Consider the following 15,480-nt stretch of genomic DNA (forward strand, 5'->3'; position numbering starts at 1 on the left):
GAAGGGACTTCGAAGTAAACAGGGCGTAATGACGGGCGTCTTCCGGAGACACCGGGTGACGCATGGCGACAGAAACGGGCCCGGAAGGCTGCCGATGTTGCGGCCGGCTACGGACAATGACAGGCCGGCGCCGCCCTGCCTGTGAACGTCGCGCGGGCAGGGGCAGATCCGATTGTTACGCTCCTAGAAGATGGGGACCTGCTGGGAAAACTCGCCGGCCATGGACAGGATGTCGTTCAGCAGCTGGATCGCACCACCGCCGAACAGGGCATGTCCGCTGAGGCGCTTCCAGGAGGCCGGCTCTGCCGCAGCCCGGGCCGCGTACCCCGCCATCCGGTCCAAGAGCAGCTCCACGGCCTGTTCGGCGTGCAGCGATTCGGAGATGACCACCTGCGCAATGCCGCGCCTGGCCAGTTCGGCGATGGCGTAATCCTCCTCCTCAGTGGCGGGCAGGACGCCCACAATGACGCCGTCGGCGCCGCCAGCCAGCATGAACTGCCGCCACGACTGGCCGAGAAGGATCACCGGCTGGTAGCCGTGCCGGGGAAGTATCGCGGCAGCGGCCGTGGCCAGCGCCCGGTCCGGCGGCCATTCGAGGTCGTCAATGGCGATGGCCACCAGGTCCGTCCTGCCGCGGCGCATTCCCCGTGCCGCCTGGTTGGGCACGTAGCCCAGGTCGTCGACGGCGGCCAGGACCCGCTCCTGCGTGGACGGACTGATCCGGGTGGTGCCCCCGCTCCGGCCGGACAGCACGTAGGACACGGTCGTCAGTGAGACCCCGGCCTTTTCGGCAACGTCCCGGATGGTGGGGCTGGACATGCTCCTCACTGTTTCTCCTATCGTCACTCAGTGTGCGGGTGTATTGTCTGGCCTTCGAGCTGCTCCGGGTCCCACGGCGGTTCGGCGGCCATGTCCACGCCGGTTCCGGCCGCGGACCTGGGCCCCACGGCCACCTCGCTGGCCGGAAGGTGCGCCTGCCGGCTGATGCCCTCGCGGACGCTCTCGACGATTTGGTCGCCGAGCAGCGGGCCCGTATAGCTGATGCTGAGCTGCCCGTCCCCGGCCACGGTGCTGTAGTTCCCGAGTGCGTCGGAGACGATGCCCTCCCTGTCCACGCGCGCCGAAACTCCGGCGGGGTCGGCTGTGGCAACGCTGAAGCGCAGGTCGTGCACCAGGACCGGCAGGACGTAGAAGTTCTTCACTCCCAGTTTGCCGGTGTCCTCCTCGGTGACTGCCCGCACAATAGTGCGTCCGTCGGCGGGAGTGGCAGTTGCGGGCAGGGCCACGATCACTTCGGGGACCATCTGCTGCAGCACAGCGGGTTCGAGCACATCCGGCGAAATGGCGGACAGGGCCGTGCCCCGCGCGGCGGCGGCCGCGTCCAGCCGTTTGCGGACGCCGGCGACGTCGGCGTCCAGCGCGGTGTGGACGGCGATCACCACCCTGCGCCGGACCATGAGGCCGTCGTAGGTGACCGTGGGCCGCCCGTTGCCGAGGTCCTGGCCTTCCTCCGCCTGGGCGAGGACCCGGTCCGCGGCGTTGGCTGCGCTGCTGGGGGGCGGGCTGGGGGCCGGGTTTGCCGCGGGGTTGGCCTGGACACCGCCGGTGCAGCCGGCCAGGGAGAAGGCCAGCAGCACCGCCGGTGCGATCAGGAGCACACGGTTCATCTCAGGTCCCCGCCGGGTAGGCCGTCTTGTACTTTGACGCGAAGTAGCCTTCGGGCCTGGTTTCCAGCACGGGTTTGTCGGCGTTGATGGGGTCGTTGTTCCGCAGGTCGCCGACGGAGAACTGGACCATCATGTCGTGGTCCTCGTGGACGAGGTTGTGGCAGTGCACCATGTACCGGCCACCGACGTGCTTGCCGGTGTCGAACTGCATGAGGACCGTGACCGACTCGCTTTCACCGGCGTAGAAGACGTCCTTGGGGCCGCCTTCCCACGCGAACGGCTGGCCGCCGTTGGTGTTGCGGCCGATGATCTTGCCGTCAATCAGGTGGATGTGGACCGGATGGAACCAGCCCCCTGACTCGTTGACGATGGTCCACTGCTCCACCTGGTTGCGTTGCGGGTTGGCGAAGCAGCGGGTGAAGTTGGATTTCTCCACGTCGTCCCAGGTTTCACCGTTGATCGTCCATTCTCCGCCCTGCCGCTGGACCCGGAGGATCCTCTTGGCGACGGCCATGTCCGGGGTCAGTGCCATGGTGTCCAGCCCGCCCATGGCCTTGGTGGGGTGCGGGCCGGGGTCCAGCGTGGCGGGGATGGCCGAGATGGTGTGGGACCCGGCCTGCGCCGGGGAGTCGGCCACCACCTGGAACTTCATCACCTTGCCGGTGTTGGCGAAGTTCACGTTGTTCTTGTTGCTCAGGTTCCGCAGCTCCACAGACTGGCCCGGCTTGTACTTTCGGAAGTCGATCAGGACCTCGTAGCGTTCGGCGGTGCCCTGGCGCCAGGAGGACACAGCCTGCACCTTGGGGGTCATCCCGGCATCGGTGCCCACCACGTGGAACGGGTCGCCGTTGGACAGGGCGAAGCGGTAGGAACGGGTGATCGAGCCAACCAGGAACCGGAACCGGTAAATCTGCGGCTTGACCTTCATGGTGGGCCACGGCACCCCGTTGACCATGATGATGTCACCCCACAGCCCGGCGTGGCCGTTGTCGTTGTAGCCGAGGGACCCGTCGGCGTTCAGCATCACGTCCGAGACCAGGATGGGCACATCGAATTCACCCTGCGGCAGCTGCGCCCGCTCGCGCGCGTTGGTGATGGAGTAGATCGAGGCGAGCCCCGAGTACACGCCCTGCGCCGTCAGCATGTGGTTGTGATCGTGGTACCAGAGTGTCCGCGCCGCCTGCCAGTTTGGATAGTGGTAGTTCTTCACCCGGCCCGGTGCGGTGCGGTCGTTGGCGTATCCGTCGTACTGGGGCAGCGATGCCGAGCCGTGCAGGTGCGTGACGGTGTTGAAGGTGTTCGGATAGAGCAGGCCTGTGGCGGGCAGTCGGTTGCTGATCCTCAGCTCGGACCTCGTGCCCTGCTGCACCCGGACCGTGGGGCCCGGGAAAATGCCGTTGTACCCGGCCAGGGTAGTGCTCAGCCCCGGTGCGATCTGGGCCTTGCCGAGTTTTTGGTTCAGTGCATATTTGGCGAACGGCGTGCCGTCGCGGTCCCGGCCCGTGGCGTAAGGAAGCAGTTCGGGCGGCCGCCGGAAGGCCCTCGTATACGGAACGGGTGTATTCGCCGGCGCGAGCCTGCTTGGCGTGGTGATCGGCGTCGCGGCGTCGTCGGCACCACCCTTCCGGCCCGGCACGCCTGCGAGCGCCGGGCCCCCGGTTGATGCACTGACGGCGACAGCGCCGCCTAACAGGCTTAGTTTCAACACGTCCCTCCGTGTTGCTGCCATGACGTCCTCCCAGCGTGTTGTGATGGCCCCAGCGACGCCGTTGGCGCTGAGCAAATATTTGAGACACAACTCATCGTGCGCCGCGCGACTCCAGAAAACCTTGGGAACCATCACTCATGGAGGGCTGCCCCACCTGAATAGGTGGGTCCACTGTCTTAGTGCCCGGGGCCCCCTAGGTATGGCCGCCGCATGTGCCATTAACCCTGCAGACTCCCGGCTATTCACAACGGGCCGGGGGCACACTGCAGCGAGGAACATGGAGCAGGTCCGCGCAGAAAGGAGCCGGTCAATGCAGGACGACGGTCTTCGGCGCCAGATCATGGGCGTGATCGGCCATGTCCTCGCTGACGAGGCCACCGATACCGCCGTCCGGATGGCGCTGCTGCGGCATCTAGGTGAGAACCCCGGCAGCCCGGAACTGGCGCTGCTGGCGCACCTGCGCGACTGCGGGGACCAGGACGCGCCCCGCGGCGGCGGCCCGGCTGAGGGACCCTGCTGAGCGGGTGCGGGGTCCCCCCAAGGCGTGAATGTGGGGGCTGTCGAGAATAGGCCCGCCGGGCATTTATCCAAGGTCTTTATTTGAAGCTTGCCGTGGTTGGGGCATCACCCGGCCTGGCCTGGAAGGTTCTGGGGGCCATCTTTAGACCAAGGGAGTCATCATGTTTTCCAAACAAAGGGGCGGACTGGCATCCATTGCCGCCGGTGCCCTGCTGACGGCTGCGCTGTCGCCGCTGGCGATGGTGCCGGCAAGCGCCGGCGTCATATCCTGACAACTTCCCCGAGGAGGCCTTCTGGTTCAACGCCGAAGCCTCCAGCGGAAACCTGCGGCTCTATGAGGCGGCGCTGGAGGGCGCGCACACCAACGGCGTCGTGGAGCCGGGCCAGCAGATGGGATTCGGGCGGCTTCGCTTCCTGGTGGACAACCTCGTGCCCAATGCTTCATACACCATCACCCACCCTTACGGCGTGAACGTCATCACGGCCGCACCTGATCCCAAGAACGCATCCCTGGGCAGGATCAAAACCACCATTGACTCCGGCGTCTGCGCGCCCAGCCCCACCGCACCCTGCGACTGGGCCGGCGTCGGCGCCGCCTTTCTGGGCGACTACAAAACCGGCAGCACCGCCACCTTCCTCCGGCAGGTGGGTGCGGCCCCCGGAACCTTGGGCGACATCAACACCGCACGGGCGGTGACCGGCGCACCCTCCGGCACGAACGCCGTCGTAATCACCGGCCCCAACGCGGGCGGTCCGGGGATCAACACCCTCACCGTCAGCACCTTTACGGTGCAGGGACTGATAGCTGAAGGATCCGACGGTGCCCCTTCCACCCCGGATCTGGCGGCAGCCAGTGACAGCGGACGCTCCGCCACGGACAACATCACCAACGTCACGGCGCCCACCTTCACAGGCACTTTGCCCGCAGGGAGCACTGCGCCCGTGCAGCTGGTCGTGGACGGTGCGGCAACCCCGGTGGCCGCCACTGTTGCCGGCGGGAGCTACTCCGCCAAGCTGGCAGCGCTGGGCCAGGGTGTCCACAGGATCCAGTCCCGGACTGCTAACCCGGCCTACGTTCCGGACCCGCTGACCGGTGTTGTGCCGGCGGGCGTTCCGCAGTTCCTGAACTCCCCGACGCTGACGTTCACCGTGGACAGCGCCGCACCGTGGCCTCGGTCATCGCCCCGTTCCCGTCAACGCCGACCCTCGACAACACGCCGACGCTGACCTTCAGCAGCGAGGCCGGCGCCAGGTTCGAATGCCAGCTGCTGCCCAGCAACACCTCCTGGGACCCGACCTGCCGCCTCACCCAAAACCTGGGACGCCCAGGTCAACGGGACCTATGTGTTCAACGTCCGGGCAACGGACGCCGCCGGCAACGTCAGCGCCGTAGCCGGCAGGACCGTGCAAATCGGCCCTGCAGACACGGTGGCTCCCGCCGTCACCGGCCGGGCACCGGCCTCGGCAGCCACCGGCGTCGGAACCGGCACGAACGTCACCGCCACTTTCAGTGAGTTCGTCCAGGGGGTCTCCGGCAGCACGTTCACGCTGAAGAACGCCGCCGGGGTTACGGTCCCGGCCGCGGTGACCTATGACCAGGCGGCCAGGCGGGCAACGCTGGATCCCACTGCCCCGCTCACCCCGAGCACCACGTACACGGCAACCCTGACCGGCGGCACGGCCACCATCCGCGACCTGGGCAACCGTCCGCTCGCCTCAAACACCTGGCGGTTCACCACCAGCTCCGCACCCACCGTGACCTCACGGGCGCCGGGAATCAACTCGACAGGTGCGCTGCGGACGGCCAACGTCACGGCAACGTTCAGCAAGCCCGTCAACGGTGTCAGCACGGCCACCTTCACCCTGAAGAACGCCGCCACGGGCGCGGCGGTGACGGCAACGGTCACCCGCAACGGGACCACCAACCAGTGGATCCTCAACCCGGCGGCCACCCTTGCGGCAGGCACCAGGTACACCGCCGCCACGGGTGGCCCTGCCGCGGTACGTGACGTGGCCGGCACTCCGCTGGCCAGCACGGCCTGGAGTTTCACCACCGGCACCCGCTGAGCGAAAGAACTGAACGACTGAACTGAATACCGGAACCTGCCGAACCGGAAGCAGGAAGCGCCGTCCGCTCACGCAGCGGGCGGCGCTTCCTTGTGCCTCCTTGGGCTCAGTGTCACCTCGGGAGGGGTTCGGGCCGGGCTACCGCTTGCCCTTTTTCCGTGAGCCGCGGCCCCTCCCCTTGTCCGGGTTGGGGGCGTAGCGCTGGGCGACTTTCGGCTTCTGGGCGCCGGCGCCTGAACCGCCGCCGCGGCGGTCCGGTTTGGGCGTCTTCTTCGGTTTCTCCTGCCGGGCGGAGGGTTGCCGCGAGCTCTGTGCCGTGCGGCCGCGGACAATACCGACGAACTCTTCAATCACCTCGTCCGTGGCGTCGCTGGGCCAGGCGAGTGCGATCTGCGTTCCCGGCGCCCCCGTGAGGCGGCGGGCCACGGTGTCCTTGACGTTGAAATGCCGCGCCACGGACATTGGAAGTATCAGCAGGCCCGCGCCCGACGCCACCACCTGCAGGGCCATTTCCGGCCCGCCCAGTTCATCGGCGTCGAGGAAAGTCTCCTCGGCCAGGTCCTCCAGCGCCACGTCCTCGAACACGCTGATTTCGTGCCCCTTGGGCGCCACCACCACCGGCTGTTCCTCGTAGAGCGGGATGACATTGAGGCCTTCGCGCTCCACCGGTAGGCGGACAAAGCTGAGGTCCGCCGAACCGTCACGCAGCACCGAAAGCTGGTTGCCGCCGTCGGACATGAACGAACGCAGGGGAACATCCGCCATCCGTTCCTCCCAGCGCCGGATCCACTTTCCCGGCGTCACGCCGGCGACGTAGGCGAAGCGGAGCTCGCGCGGCGGGGAGTCCGGCGCGGCCGGATCCAGGGTGGGTTCATCTTCAGCGGACACACCTTCACAGTACTGCGGATACCCTTAATGCATGACGTCTGCGAACTCCCAGTCCATGAAGCCGGCCACCGCTGCCAAGAAGCTTGGCATCTACCTGCCTGCAACACCCCAGGAGTTCCAGGATTCAACCATCACCCGCATGGAATTCGCCGAGCTGCAGTCCAACCCGCCGGAGTGGCTGGCCGAACTGCGCCGCACCGGACCGCACCCCCGCCCGGTGGTCGCCCAGAAACTCAACATCTCCATCAGCGGTCTCGCCCGCGGCGGCGTTGAAGAGGCGCTGACGACGGCGGAGATCACCGCGCTGCTGCAGGCTCCCCCTGCGTGGCTGGTTGCCGAGCGCGCCACGCACGCCGCCGTCCGCGCCGAGGCCGAGCGGGTGAAGGAAGAGGCTGCCAAGAAGGCAGCAAAGAAGGCCCGCCAGGGCTGAGGCCGTCTGGCCGGCCCCGCTGGGGGCACGTGCGCGGCCCGGATTTCCTGCCAATCCCTTGGGAAACCCATAATTCTGATCCCCCCGCGCTGGGGGATTTGGGGGTCGCCACCCCCTCGCGGGGTGCACGTCCGCTGAATGGCCCCACGCCCGGGATGCCTGCACTGACGTGGGTAAACCGCCGCTGTCCCCCTCATGGGCTCCTCCATGTGGGGGGCCCAAAGGGCGCTGCCGAAGTGGCGCCCCGGCGCGTTTTTCCAAGCCAAAACGCCCAGCGTTTCCCCAAGGGGCCTTCTTGATTCTGTGATTGTGCGTGAAGGTCGCGCACCTCGGATCGATGAGGTCATCATGAAATCAGCACAAAGCGAGCCGGGAGCGCACACTTCTCGCCTTCCCGGCGTCCGCAGGGCCGGTGTCTTTGCCACCGTCTCCGCGGTCATCTGCTCAACGTCCATGTTCGCCATTCCGGCCGCCAGCGCGGCGGTCCCCACTTTCCCGGACAACATCGTGGTCTTCCCCAACCGTGACTTCGTCACCATCGAGGGGTACCAGAACCACATCGGTGAAACCGGCACCGTCGAGGTCAGCCGCGCCGGCAAGGTGATCGGCTCCGCCCAGGGCGTGGTGGCGGCCGGCGATGTCGCGTTCGAAATCAACCATCCCGGCGGCTACTGCTGGGGCGCGGGAACCGGCCTGAACATCACGCCGGACATCCTCCCCGGCGACGTCGTCTCCATCAAATTCGGTGCCACCGACGGCGGCCAGACCACGGTCCAGGACGCCTACGTGACCGGTGACTCCACGCTCAGCGGCAGCACGCTCACCGTCAAGGGCCACATCGGGGCAGGCGTCAACCCAGCCCAGCTGGAGCAGCGCATCATTGAGCCGGCACTCCGGGACACCACGGTGGCGCGCCGCGACATCCGCGCCATCCCCGGCCCGCTCACGCCGGCCCCCAAGGGCGGCTACTCCTCCGGCCTGGAAGTCACCGGCGACACCTTCACCGCCACCTACAACTTCGACGACGCCGCCACCGCCGAAATCGCCGCGAACGCCGGGCTCGGCGAGCGCGCCATGGCCTGGGAGTTCGAAGACGCCGACGCCAACCGGCAGGGCCTGACCATCGCCGAATACGGCGAGCCCGGCGGCCCCGGCATGGGCGGTTGCCCCAACGGCCCGCTGCAGTCCGGTCCCCCCGCACCGTCCGGCATCACGGCCGCCAAGGTATCCGGCGGACTCAAGCTGAACTGGACACCCGCCGAAGCCATCCCCGGAACCCCCGCGATCACCGGCTACCGCGCCGTCGCCGTCGGCAAGACGGTGACCGCGAACGAGCAGTTGGAGATCGGCAAGCGCATCTCCGGCCAGGCAGCCACCGGCACCACGATCACCGGCCTGTCCGCCAGCGAGGAATACGACGTTTATGTGGTCGGCGTCAGCAGCGTCGGCGAGTCCTACCCCGCGGCCCACGCCATCCCGGTCACGGACACCACCGCGCCGACGGTCTCTGCCACCCCGAACGGGGGCACCTCACCGGTGGCACAGCGCGTGACGCTGACGGCCAACGAAACGGGCAGCGACATCTACTACACCACCGACGGCACCGACCCGGTCCTCTCCGGCGGCGTCCTCGGTGCCACGGCAGTGCGCTACACCGGTCCGATGGACATCGCCACCAACACCACGCTGAGGTTTGCGGCGTTCGATCCGTCCGGCAACGTCTCCGCCATCAGCGAAGCCCTCTTCAAGGTCACGAACGATCCGGTTCCTGCGACTCCCGCCTTCACAGGCGCACCCGTGGTGGGGCAGGGCACGGCCACACTGACGTGGACCGCCCCGGACCCGGGCGCCGCCGGCCTGACGATCACCGGCTACACCCTCCAGGCGTACACCGCTGACGGCGCAGCATTCGGGGCCCCGAAGACGGCCGCCGGCACCGCAACGTCCCTCGTCTACGACGGACTCGCCGGCGACACCGCCTACCAGTTCACCATCAAGGCCAGCAACGCCAACGGCAGCAGCCCCGAATCGGCCAAGACGGCCGCCGTCACCTCGCAGGGTGCCGTCGTCGCAGTGGCCGGCCCGGACCAGAATATTGTCCGGCGCACCACGGCCACCACGGTCACCCTGGACGGCACCGGCTCCACCACCGGAGCCACCTACAAGTGGGAGCAGGTCCTGGCCTCGCCAACCGACCCCAACAAGGTCACGCTGACCGGCGCCACCACACTGAAGCCGACGTTCAGCCTTCCGGTCTTCCAGTCACCGATGACCAACGACCCGCTCACGTTCCGGCTGACGGTCACGGTCGGCACGACGGTCCGCACCGACGAAGTCAAGGTAGTCCCCGTTACTGACCGGGTGACCATCGGCGTCGCGCAGTGGAAGACAGGCGACCTCAGGATTGACGGCACCAGCTCCGTGGTCGGCAGTACCGTCACCGTCCGCGTCGGTGGACCGACCGGCCGGGTCCTGGGCCAGGCAGCCGTCACCGCGGCTGTGGCACCGGCAACGGGCGGCGTTTACACCCTGCGGCTCCGCAACGCAGCCGCCGGCACCACAAACCCGGGCACCGTGTGGGTTGAATCCACGCTCGGCGGCACCGCCGGGCCCAAAGCGGTAGCCAATAAGTAACTAACCAGCCTTAACCACCGAGTCCGGTGGCCGGCGGCATCAGCCGTCAGCCACCGGACTTCGGTGTGTCCGGGCCTCACCATGACCCGGTAGTCAGGTGCTGCTGGTGGCGTCCTGCACCTCGCCCACCAGTTCCTCGATGATGTCCTCGAGGAACAGCACGCCGGTGGTGTTCCCCCGCGCGTCGAAGACCCGGGCCACGTGGGTCCCGGTGCGCCGCATGGTGGCCAGCGCATCCTCCAGTTCGCTGCCGCGGAAGGTCGAGGCCAGCCGGCGGATGCGTTTCTCCGGCACGGGCCGGTTGAACTTCTCCGCCGTGGTGAGGTCCATGACGTCCTTCAGGTGAAGGTAACCGGATGGGTCGCCGTCGTCGTCGGTCATGATGTACCGGGAGTAGCCGTGCTCGGTGACCGCGCGCTGGATGTCCGCCGGCGTCGACGACGCCGGGAGCAGCACCATCTCGCGGATGGGGACCTCGACGTCGGCCACGGTTTTTTCCGTGAACTCGAAGGCGGCGGTGAGGGCGCCGGTGTTGTCGGTCAGCACGCCCTCCCGCGTGGACTGCTCCACGATGGTGGCCACCTCGTCCAGGGTGTAGGCGCTGGTGGCCTCGTCCTTGGGCTCCACCCGGAACAGGCGGAGGATGGAGTTGGCGATACCGTTCAGGGTCCAGATGACCGGTTTGAACACGCGCGCCACCATCACCAGCGGCGGGGCCAGGATGAGCGCCGCGCGGGTGGGGACCGAGAACGAAATGTTCTTGGGGACCATCTCGCCGAGGACCACGTGCAGGAAGGTCACCAGCAGCAGGGCGGCAACGAAGGCAATGAGTCCGATCGCCTCCCCGGACAGGGACGTCAGCCCCAGCGGAATTTCCAGCAGGTGGTGGATCGCCGGCTCGGAGACATTCAGGATCACCAGCGAGCAGACGGTGATTCCCAGCTGGCTGGTGGCCAGCATGAGCGTGGCGTGCTCCATGGCCCACAGCGTGGTTTTCGCGGCCTTGCTGCCGGCCTCCGCCATCGGTTCGATCTGGGAGCGGCGGGCAGAGATGACGGCAAATTCGGCGCCGACGAAGAAGCCGTTGACCACCAGCAGCACGGCGAGCCAGATGATGCCCGGAAGGTACTCACTCATGGGTCAGCTCCTGTGTGAGGCTGTCAATGATCCTGTCGTGCGTGCTTTTGGGCGGCTCCGCCGATTCCTCCGGCGTGAATTTCAGGCGCCCCACATGGGTGCCGGCCACCCGCTCCACGCGGAGCGTGCCGCCGTCGATGCCCACCTCGTCGCCCAGTTCCGGGATCCGGTCCAGCCGGTCCGCGACGAACCCGGCCACGGTGTCGTAGTCCTCGCCGTCGGGCACGGCGATGCCGGTGCGGTCCAGGAGCTCGTCCGGGCGCAGCGAGGCATCGAAGGTGATGGACCTGCCGGTCCTGACCACGCCCACCCGGGCGCGGTCGTGCTCATCCTCCAGCTCACCGACGATCTCCTCCACCAGGTCTTCCAGGGTGACGATGCCGGCCGTTCCGCCGTGCTCGTCGGAGACGATGGCCACCTGCAGGCCCTGCCTGCGGAGCAGCACCAGCAGGGAATCGACGCCCATGGATTCGGGGACCCTGAGCGGTTCGATCATCAGGTCGGCGGCCAGGACGCTGGCGCGTTCCCCGAGTGCGACGGCGAAGGCCTGCTTGACGTGGAGCACGCCGAGCACGTCGTCCCGGTCCCTGCCGATGACCGGAAACCGCGAGTAGCCGGTGGAGCTGGCCAGCGCGATGACCTGCTCGGCCGTGTCATCAGTGTTCACCGCGGTCATCCTCACCCGCGGGGTCAGAACGTCCCCGGCGCTGTGCTCGGAGAAGCGCAGCGTCCGGTGCAGCAGGGCCGCGTGGTCCAGGTCGAGGACGCCCTCCACCGCGGAGCGGCGGACCAGCGAGCTCAGTTCCTCGGCGCTCCGGGCGCCGGAGAGTTCCTCCTTGGGCTCGATGCCGAAGGACCTGATGATGGCGTTCGCTGTGTTGTTGAACAGGAGGATGACGGGCTTGAACACGGTGGTGAACAGGGCCTGGAACGGGACCACCACCTTGGCGGTGGCCAGCGGCAGCGCGAGCGCGAAGTTCTTGGGTACCAGCTCGCCGATCACCATCGAGAAGATGGTGGCGACGAAAATCGCGACGACGGCACCCGCCCCGGGCACGAGGGCTTCCGGGAACCCGGCCGCCGTCAGCGGTCCGCTCAGCAGCCTGCTGATGGCCGGTTCAAAGGTGTAGCCGGTCAGGAGTGTAGTGAGGGTGATGCCCAGCTGCGCACCGGACAGGTGCGTCGAGGTGATTTTCAGGGCCTTGATGGTGGGGGCAAGGCGTTTCTCACCCCGGGCCTGGCGCGCTTCCAGGTCGTTGCGGTCAAGATTGACCAGGGCAAACTCGGATGCGACGAAGAATCCGGTGCCGACTGTCAGGATCAGGCCGATCCCGATCATGATCCATTCATTCATTGGGGGCGCCCCTCTCCCGTGCTAACCGGCATGCCGGTCAAGTGGGTGAGGGGCCAGGGCATATGTGAAGGAGGGTCGTCCATAATACCCTCCACTATATCGGGTGTTACTGGCCGGCTTTCGGGTATGCGGCCATCAGAGCGGCGGACGCCACCCAGATAATTCCGACGACGGCAAGGCCCAGTGCCCCGCCGAATCCCGTGGCGGAGGCGGCCAGGGCTGCACCGCCGGCCGAGGCGCTGGCGCGAAGACCCGCGCCCACGGTGAAGATCTGGGATCTGAGGTGCGGCGGGCTCAGATGGTTGCGAAGGAAGAGCATCGCGGCGGCGGTGGACGCCGTGAAGACGCCGGACAGGCCGATGGCGACGACGGTCCAGGCCGTCCCGACGTCGACGGCGGCGCCGACGGTCAGCAGGCCGGTGGCCAAGAAACCGGCCATCATGACCGCGTGCGGCCGGGCCCGCGTGGGACGGACGGTTTCGTACAGCGCACCCAGCAGACTGCCGACGGCGAAGGAGGTCACCACAAGTGCGCCGTCGCCGGGTGAGCCGATCCGTTCGATGGAAAGGGCGACGGCGGCGATCGCCAGGCCGCCCTGGCCCAGCTGGCTCAGGGTGGACGCGGCGGTGACCACGGCCAGCGGACGGTGGCGGAGGATCCGGCGCAGCCCGGCCACGACCGTCTGCCACGGTGAATCCCGGGGGCCCGAATGCGATTTCAATGCGATAAGGCTGACGCTCACAGCTCCTGCGGCGGCGGTGGCTGCCAGCACCGCGAGCGAAGCCGGGGCCGGGAGGAACAGGGCCATGATGGCCACGAAGGCCGGACCGGCCACCGCGGAGACATTGTAGGAAAGGGCATCGAAGGCAAACGCCCGGCGGCCGTCAGGGATGACGTCAGCGACGAAGCTGGAGAGTCCACCCATGTAGAAGGGCGAGGCGGCGCCGGCCACAGCCAGGGAGGCGAACACCAGCGGCAGCGGGAGCTGGCCGAGGAATGCGGTTACGGCAAAGGCCATGGCGGTGAGCACTCCGGATACCGCCACCAGCAGGGCGGGCCGCCTGGCCCGGTCCAGCGCGGCTCCGGCGAGCGGTGCGGCGAGGACGCTGGGGCCAAGGGATACCGCCACCAGCGCACCGCCGATGCCCACGCTGTTCATTTGCTGCACTGCGAGGATGGGGATCGCAACGGCCGAACCGGCCATCGCCATCCTCGGGGGTATCGAAGCCGCAAGGTATCCGGGCGCACTCATGGGCCGGCAGGGACCGCCTTTCTGGGTGGTGTTGCTTTGACCTTAGTCCATCCCCGCTGGCGGCCAGCGCGAGGAAAAGCAGCGCCGCCAAAGCGGAAGCGGAAGCTTTGCCGTCCTGCCGCCGTCGAGCACGACAACCTCTCCGGTCAGGAAGCTTGACCGGTCGCTGGCCAGGAAGACGGCCAGGTCCCGGACGTCGGTGGGGCGGCCCACCCGCCCAACGGGGTGCGGGACATGCGGCCAAGTCCCCATCCAAACAGTGCGTTCATTTAATGAACGCACATACGGAAACGGCCGCTAGGACGGCCTGTCCGCAACCGTAGAATACGAGCGACGGCAGGCGGCAGGCAGGAGCAATGGTGACCGAGGCAACTATTGACGCGGTGATGGCCGAACTCGGCACTCTCGAGGATCCCAAAATGCGCGAGGCCAACCGGAAGCGCGGCGATGACCACGGCGTAAACCTGTCCGCGCTGCGCGCCGTCGCGAGGCGGCTCAAGACCCAGCACAGCCTGGCCGTTGACCTGTGGGCCACGGACGACACGGCCGCCCGGCTGCTGGCGGTGCTGATCTGCCGGCCGAAGGCCTTCGGGCGGCAGGAACTGGACGCGATGCTGCGCCAGGCCCGTGCACCCAAGGTGCATGACTGGCTGGTGAACTATGTGGTGAAGAAGAGTCAGCACGCCGAAGAACTGCGGGTCGCCTGGACCGACGATCCGGACCAGGTGGTCGCGAGTGCCGGCTGGGCCCTGACCACCGAACGGGTCGCAAAGAAGCCCGAGGGGCTTGACCTGCCGGGACTGCTGGACACTATCGAGGCGGAAATGAAGGATGCCCCGGACCGCCTGCAGTGGGCCATGAACCACACCCTGGCGCAGATCGGCATCGAGCATGCGGACCACCGGGCCCGGGCCCTCGATATCGGCGAACGGCTGGAAGTCCTGAAGGATTACCCCACCCCGCCGAACTGCACGTCACCCTTCGCCCCGGCCTGGATCAACGAGATGGTGAGCAGGCGGGGCGGCGCCTAAGGCGCCGTTACCCGTCCCGCCCGGACGACGCCGTCGTACTTTTCCGGAAGGCATCCCCCATGGAGTTTTTGTACAGATAATCGCCGCAAACACCACGTGAAGCCGCGACAACTGGACAAAAACTCATTGACGGCCGATATGTACCGATATATCGTTGAGTATCGCTTCGAAGAGGAGTGACCACACTCAACGGAAGGATGATGCCCCATGAAAGGCATTCACGACCACAGCAGATTTACGGACTTCGGCCCAGAGGCGGGGCGCTTCGAGCGGGGAAGGAGCCGGCGCGGGCCTCATGGCCACGGCAGGTTTGGCCCCGGCCGCGGATTCGGCCCGGGGTTCGGACCCGGCGGTTCACGCCGGGCCAACAGGGGCGATGTGCGCTCCGCCATCCTCTCGCTCCTGGCGGAGGCTCCGTCCAACGGCTACGGGATCATCAAGACCATTGCCGAGAAGTCCTCGGGCGCCTGGCGGCCCAGCCCCGGCTCCGTCTACCCGACGCTCCAGCAGCTCGTCGACGAGGAACTCATCGCGCCGGTGGGCGACGGCCGCCGCACCGAGTTCGCACTCACCGACCTGGGACGGGAGTATGTGGCTGACCACGCCGAGGAGCTGGACCGGGCCTGGAACACCACCGCGGAGGAATCCGGCCCGGCGTTCCACCAGAGCGTGGAGAAGCTCATGGGCGTCATCCACCAGTTCCGGTTCGCAGCCACCGACGAACAGCGGGCAGCCGCAATGGAAAAGATCGACGAAACCCGCCGGGCCCTCTACCAGATCCTCGCGGACTGAA

The 15,480-nt window shown here is 67.6% G+C and carries 15 protein-coding genes; 7 read left to right on the plus strand and 8 right to left on the minus strand.

All coding sequences use genetic code 11. The annotated features are described in order from the left end of the window. Positions 1-183: 183 nt before the first annotated feature. The 3 genes from ACFRAH_RS20625 to ACFRAH_RS20635 are packed head-to-tail and all read right to left on the minus strand — an operon-like array spanning position 184 to position 3,396. Entirely contained in the window at positions 184-819 is a 636-nt protein-coding gene (locus ACFRAH_RS20625; RefSeq protein ID WP_377992776.1) for a LacI family DNA-binding transcriptional regulator, read from the minus strand. Between the two features lie 23 nt (positions 820-842). After that, on the minus strand, positions 843-1,667 hold the full coding sequence (locus ACFRAH_RS20630) for a hypothetical protein (RefSeq protein WP_377992777.1): 825 nt from the start codon (positions 1,665-1,667) through the stop codon (positions 843-845). A 1-nt stretch (position 1,668) separates the two neighbouring features. Then, a complete protein-coding gene (locus ACFRAH_RS20635) occupies positions 1,669-3,396 on the minus strand; it encodes a multicopper oxidase family protein (protein ID WP_377992778.1) in 1,728 nt (575 codons plus the stop codon). Between the two features lie 289 nt (positions 3,397-3,685). Between ACFRAH_RS20635 and ACFRAH_RS20640 the strand changes: the two genes are divergently transcribed. From ACFRAH_RS20640 to ACFRAH_RS20650, 3 genes are all read left to right on the plus strand, one after another. Further along, the gene (locus ACFRAH_RS20640) at positions 3,686-3,895 is read left to right on the plus strand and encodes a hypothetical protein (protein WP_377992779.1); all 210 of its coding nucleotides are present in this window, start codon (positions 3,686-3,688) and stop codon (positions 3,893-3,895) included. A 371-nt stretch (positions 3,896-4,266) separates the two neighbouring features. Beyond that, positions 4,267-5,121, plus strand: a complete 855-nt coding sequence (locus ACFRAH_RS20645) for an Ig-like domain-containing protein (RefSeq protein ID WP_377992780.1) — start codon at positions 4,267-4,269, stop codon at positions 5,119-5,121. A gap of 117 nt (positions 5,122-5,238) precedes the next feature. Then, entirely contained in the window at positions 5,239-5,961 is a 723-nt protein-coding gene (locus ACFRAH_RS20650) for an Ig-like domain-containing protein (protein ID WP_377992781.1), read from the plus strand. A 138-nt stretch (positions 5,962-6,099) separates the two neighbouring features. On the opposite strand, the gene ACFRAH_RS20655 is transcribed toward ACFRAH_RS20650, so the two are convergent. Then, positions 6,100-6,849, minus strand: a complete 750-nt coding sequence (locus ACFRAH_RS20655; protein WP_377992782.1) for a LysR family transcriptional regulator substrate-binding protein — start codon at positions 6,847-6,849, stop codon at positions 6,100-6,102. Between the two features lie 31 nt (positions 6,850-6,880). Here ACFRAH_RS20655 and ACFRAH_RS20660 point away from each other — a divergent pair, with 31 nt between their 5' ends. Together ACFRAH_RS20660 and ACFRAH_RS20665 are read left to right on the plus strand one after the other, a co-directional pair. Then, the gene (locus ACFRAH_RS20660; protein WP_377992783.1) at positions 6,881-7,279 is read left to right on the plus strand and encodes a DUF5997 family protein; all 399 of its coding nucleotides are present in this window, start codon (positions 6,881-6,883) and stop codon (positions 7,277-7,279) included. A 348-nt stretch (positions 7,280-7,627) separates the two neighbouring features. Beyond that, a complete protein-coding gene (locus ACFRAH_RS20665; RefSeq protein WP_377992784.1) occupies positions 7,628-9,913 on the plus strand; it encodes a fibronectin type III domain-containing protein in 2,286 nt (761 codons plus the stop codon). 93 nt (positions 9,914-10,006) lie between these two features. On the opposite strand, the gene ACFRAH_RS20670 is transcribed toward ACFRAH_RS20665, so the two are convergent. The 4 genes from ACFRAH_RS20670 to ACFRAH_RS20685 form a co-directional block, all read right to left on the minus strand. Next, a complete protein-coding gene (locus tag ACFRAH_RS20670) occupies positions 10,007-11,050 on the minus strand; it encodes a hemolysin family protein (RefSeq protein WP_377992785.1) in 1,044 nt (347 codons plus the stop codon). Beyond that, the gene (locus ACFRAH_RS20675; RefSeq protein WP_377992786.1) at positions 11,043-12,404 is read right to left on the minus strand and encodes a hemolysin family protein; all 1,362 of its coding nucleotides are present in this window, start codon (positions 12,402-12,404) and stop codon (positions 11,043-11,045) included. Before ACFRAH_RS20675 ends, ACFRAH_RS20670 begins: the two co-directional genes overlap by 8 nt. A gap of 106 nt (positions 12,405-12,510) precedes the next feature. After that, entirely contained in the window at positions 12,511-13,608 is a 1,098-nt protein-coding gene (locus ACFRAH_RS20680) for an MFS transporter (RefSeq protein WP_377992787.1), read from the minus strand. A 90-nt stretch (positions 13,609-13,698) separates the two neighbouring features. After that, positions 13,699-13,908, minus strand: a complete 210-nt coding sequence (locus ACFRAH_RS20685) for an SDR family oxidoreductase (RefSeq protein WP_377992788.1) — start codon at positions 13,906-13,908, stop codon at positions 13,699-13,701. Between the two features lie 104 nt (positions 13,909-14,012). On the opposite strand from ACFRAH_RS20685, the gene ACFRAH_RS20690 reads away from it, so the two are divergent. Beyond that, positions 14,013-14,687: a DNA alkylation repair protein gene (locus ACFRAH_RS20690; RefSeq protein ID WP_377992789.1), complete on the plus strand. Its 675-nt coding sequence runs from the start codon at positions 14,013-14,015 to the stop codon at positions 14,685-14,687. A gap of 207 nt (positions 14,688-14,894) precedes the next feature. Next, positions 14,895-15,479, plus strand: coding sequence for a PadR family transcriptional regulator (locus ACFRAH_RS20695; RefSeq protein ID WP_377992790.1), 585 nt, complete (start codon positions 14,895-14,897; stop codon positions 15,477-15,479). The last annotated feature ends 1 nt before the right edge of the window (position 15,480 follow it).

This window comes from Arthrobacter sp. NPDC056727 (assembly GCF_042790555.1).
Lineage (GTDB): Bacteria > Actinomycetota > Actinomycetes > Actinomycetales > Micrococcaceae > Arthrobacter.

What these genes read in the sequence shown, in the direction of transcription:
- ACFRAH_RS20640 (WP_377992779.1), top strand. Translation starts at nt 3,686, where the DNA reads ATGCAGGACGACGGTCTTCGGCGCCAGATCATGGGCGTGATCGGCCAT.
- ACFRAH_RS20630 (WP_377992777.1), bottom strand. Translation starts at nt 1,667, where the DNA reads ATGAACCGTGTGCTCCTGATCGCACCGGCGGTGCTGCTGGCCTTCTCC.
- ACFRAH_RS20685 (WP_377992788.1), bottom strand. Translation starts at nt 13,908, where the DNA reads ATGGGGACTTGGCCGCATGTCCCGCACCCCGTTGGGCGGGTGGGCCGC.
- ACFRAH_RS20635 (WP_377992778.1), bottom strand. Translation starts at nt 3,396, where the DNA reads ATGGCAGCAACACGGAGGGACGTGTTGAAACTAAGCCTGTTAGGCGGC.
- ACFRAH_RS20695 (WP_377992790.1), top strand. Translation starts at nt 14,895, where the DNA reads ATGAAAGGCATTCACGACCACAGCAGATTTACGGACTTCGGCCCAGAG.
- ACFRAH_RS20680 (WP_377992787.1), bottom strand. Translation starts at nt 13,608, where the DNA reads ATGGCCGGTTCGGCCGTTGCGATCCCCATCCTCGCAGTGCAGCAAATG.
- ACFRAH_RS20660 (WP_377992783.1), top strand. Translation starts at nt 6,881, where the DNA reads ATGACGTCTGCGAACTCCCAGTCCATGAAGCCGGCCACCGCTGCCAAG.
- ACFRAH_RS20690 (WP_377992789.1), top strand. Translation starts at nt 14,013, where the DNA reads ATGGTGACCGAGGCAACTATTGACGCGGTGATGGCCGAACTCGGCACT.
- ACFRAH_RS20675 (WP_377992786.1), bottom strand. Translation starts at nt 12,404, where the DNA reads ATGAATGAATGGATCATGATCGGGATCGGCCTGATCCTGACAGTCGGC.
- ACFRAH_RS20670 (WP_377992785.1), bottom strand. Translation starts at nt 11,050, where the DNA reads ATGAGTGAGTACCTTCCGGGCATCATCTGGCTCGCCGTGCTGCTGGTG.
- ACFRAH_RS20665 (WP_377992784.1), top strand. Translation starts at nt 7,628, where the DNA reads ATGAAATCAGCACAAAGCGAGCCGGGAGCGCACACTTCTCGCCTTCCC.
- ACFRAH_RS20625 (WP_377992776.1), bottom strand. Translation starts at nt 819, where the DNA reads ATGTCCAGCCCCACCATCCGGGACGTTGCCGAAAAGGCCGGGGTCTCA.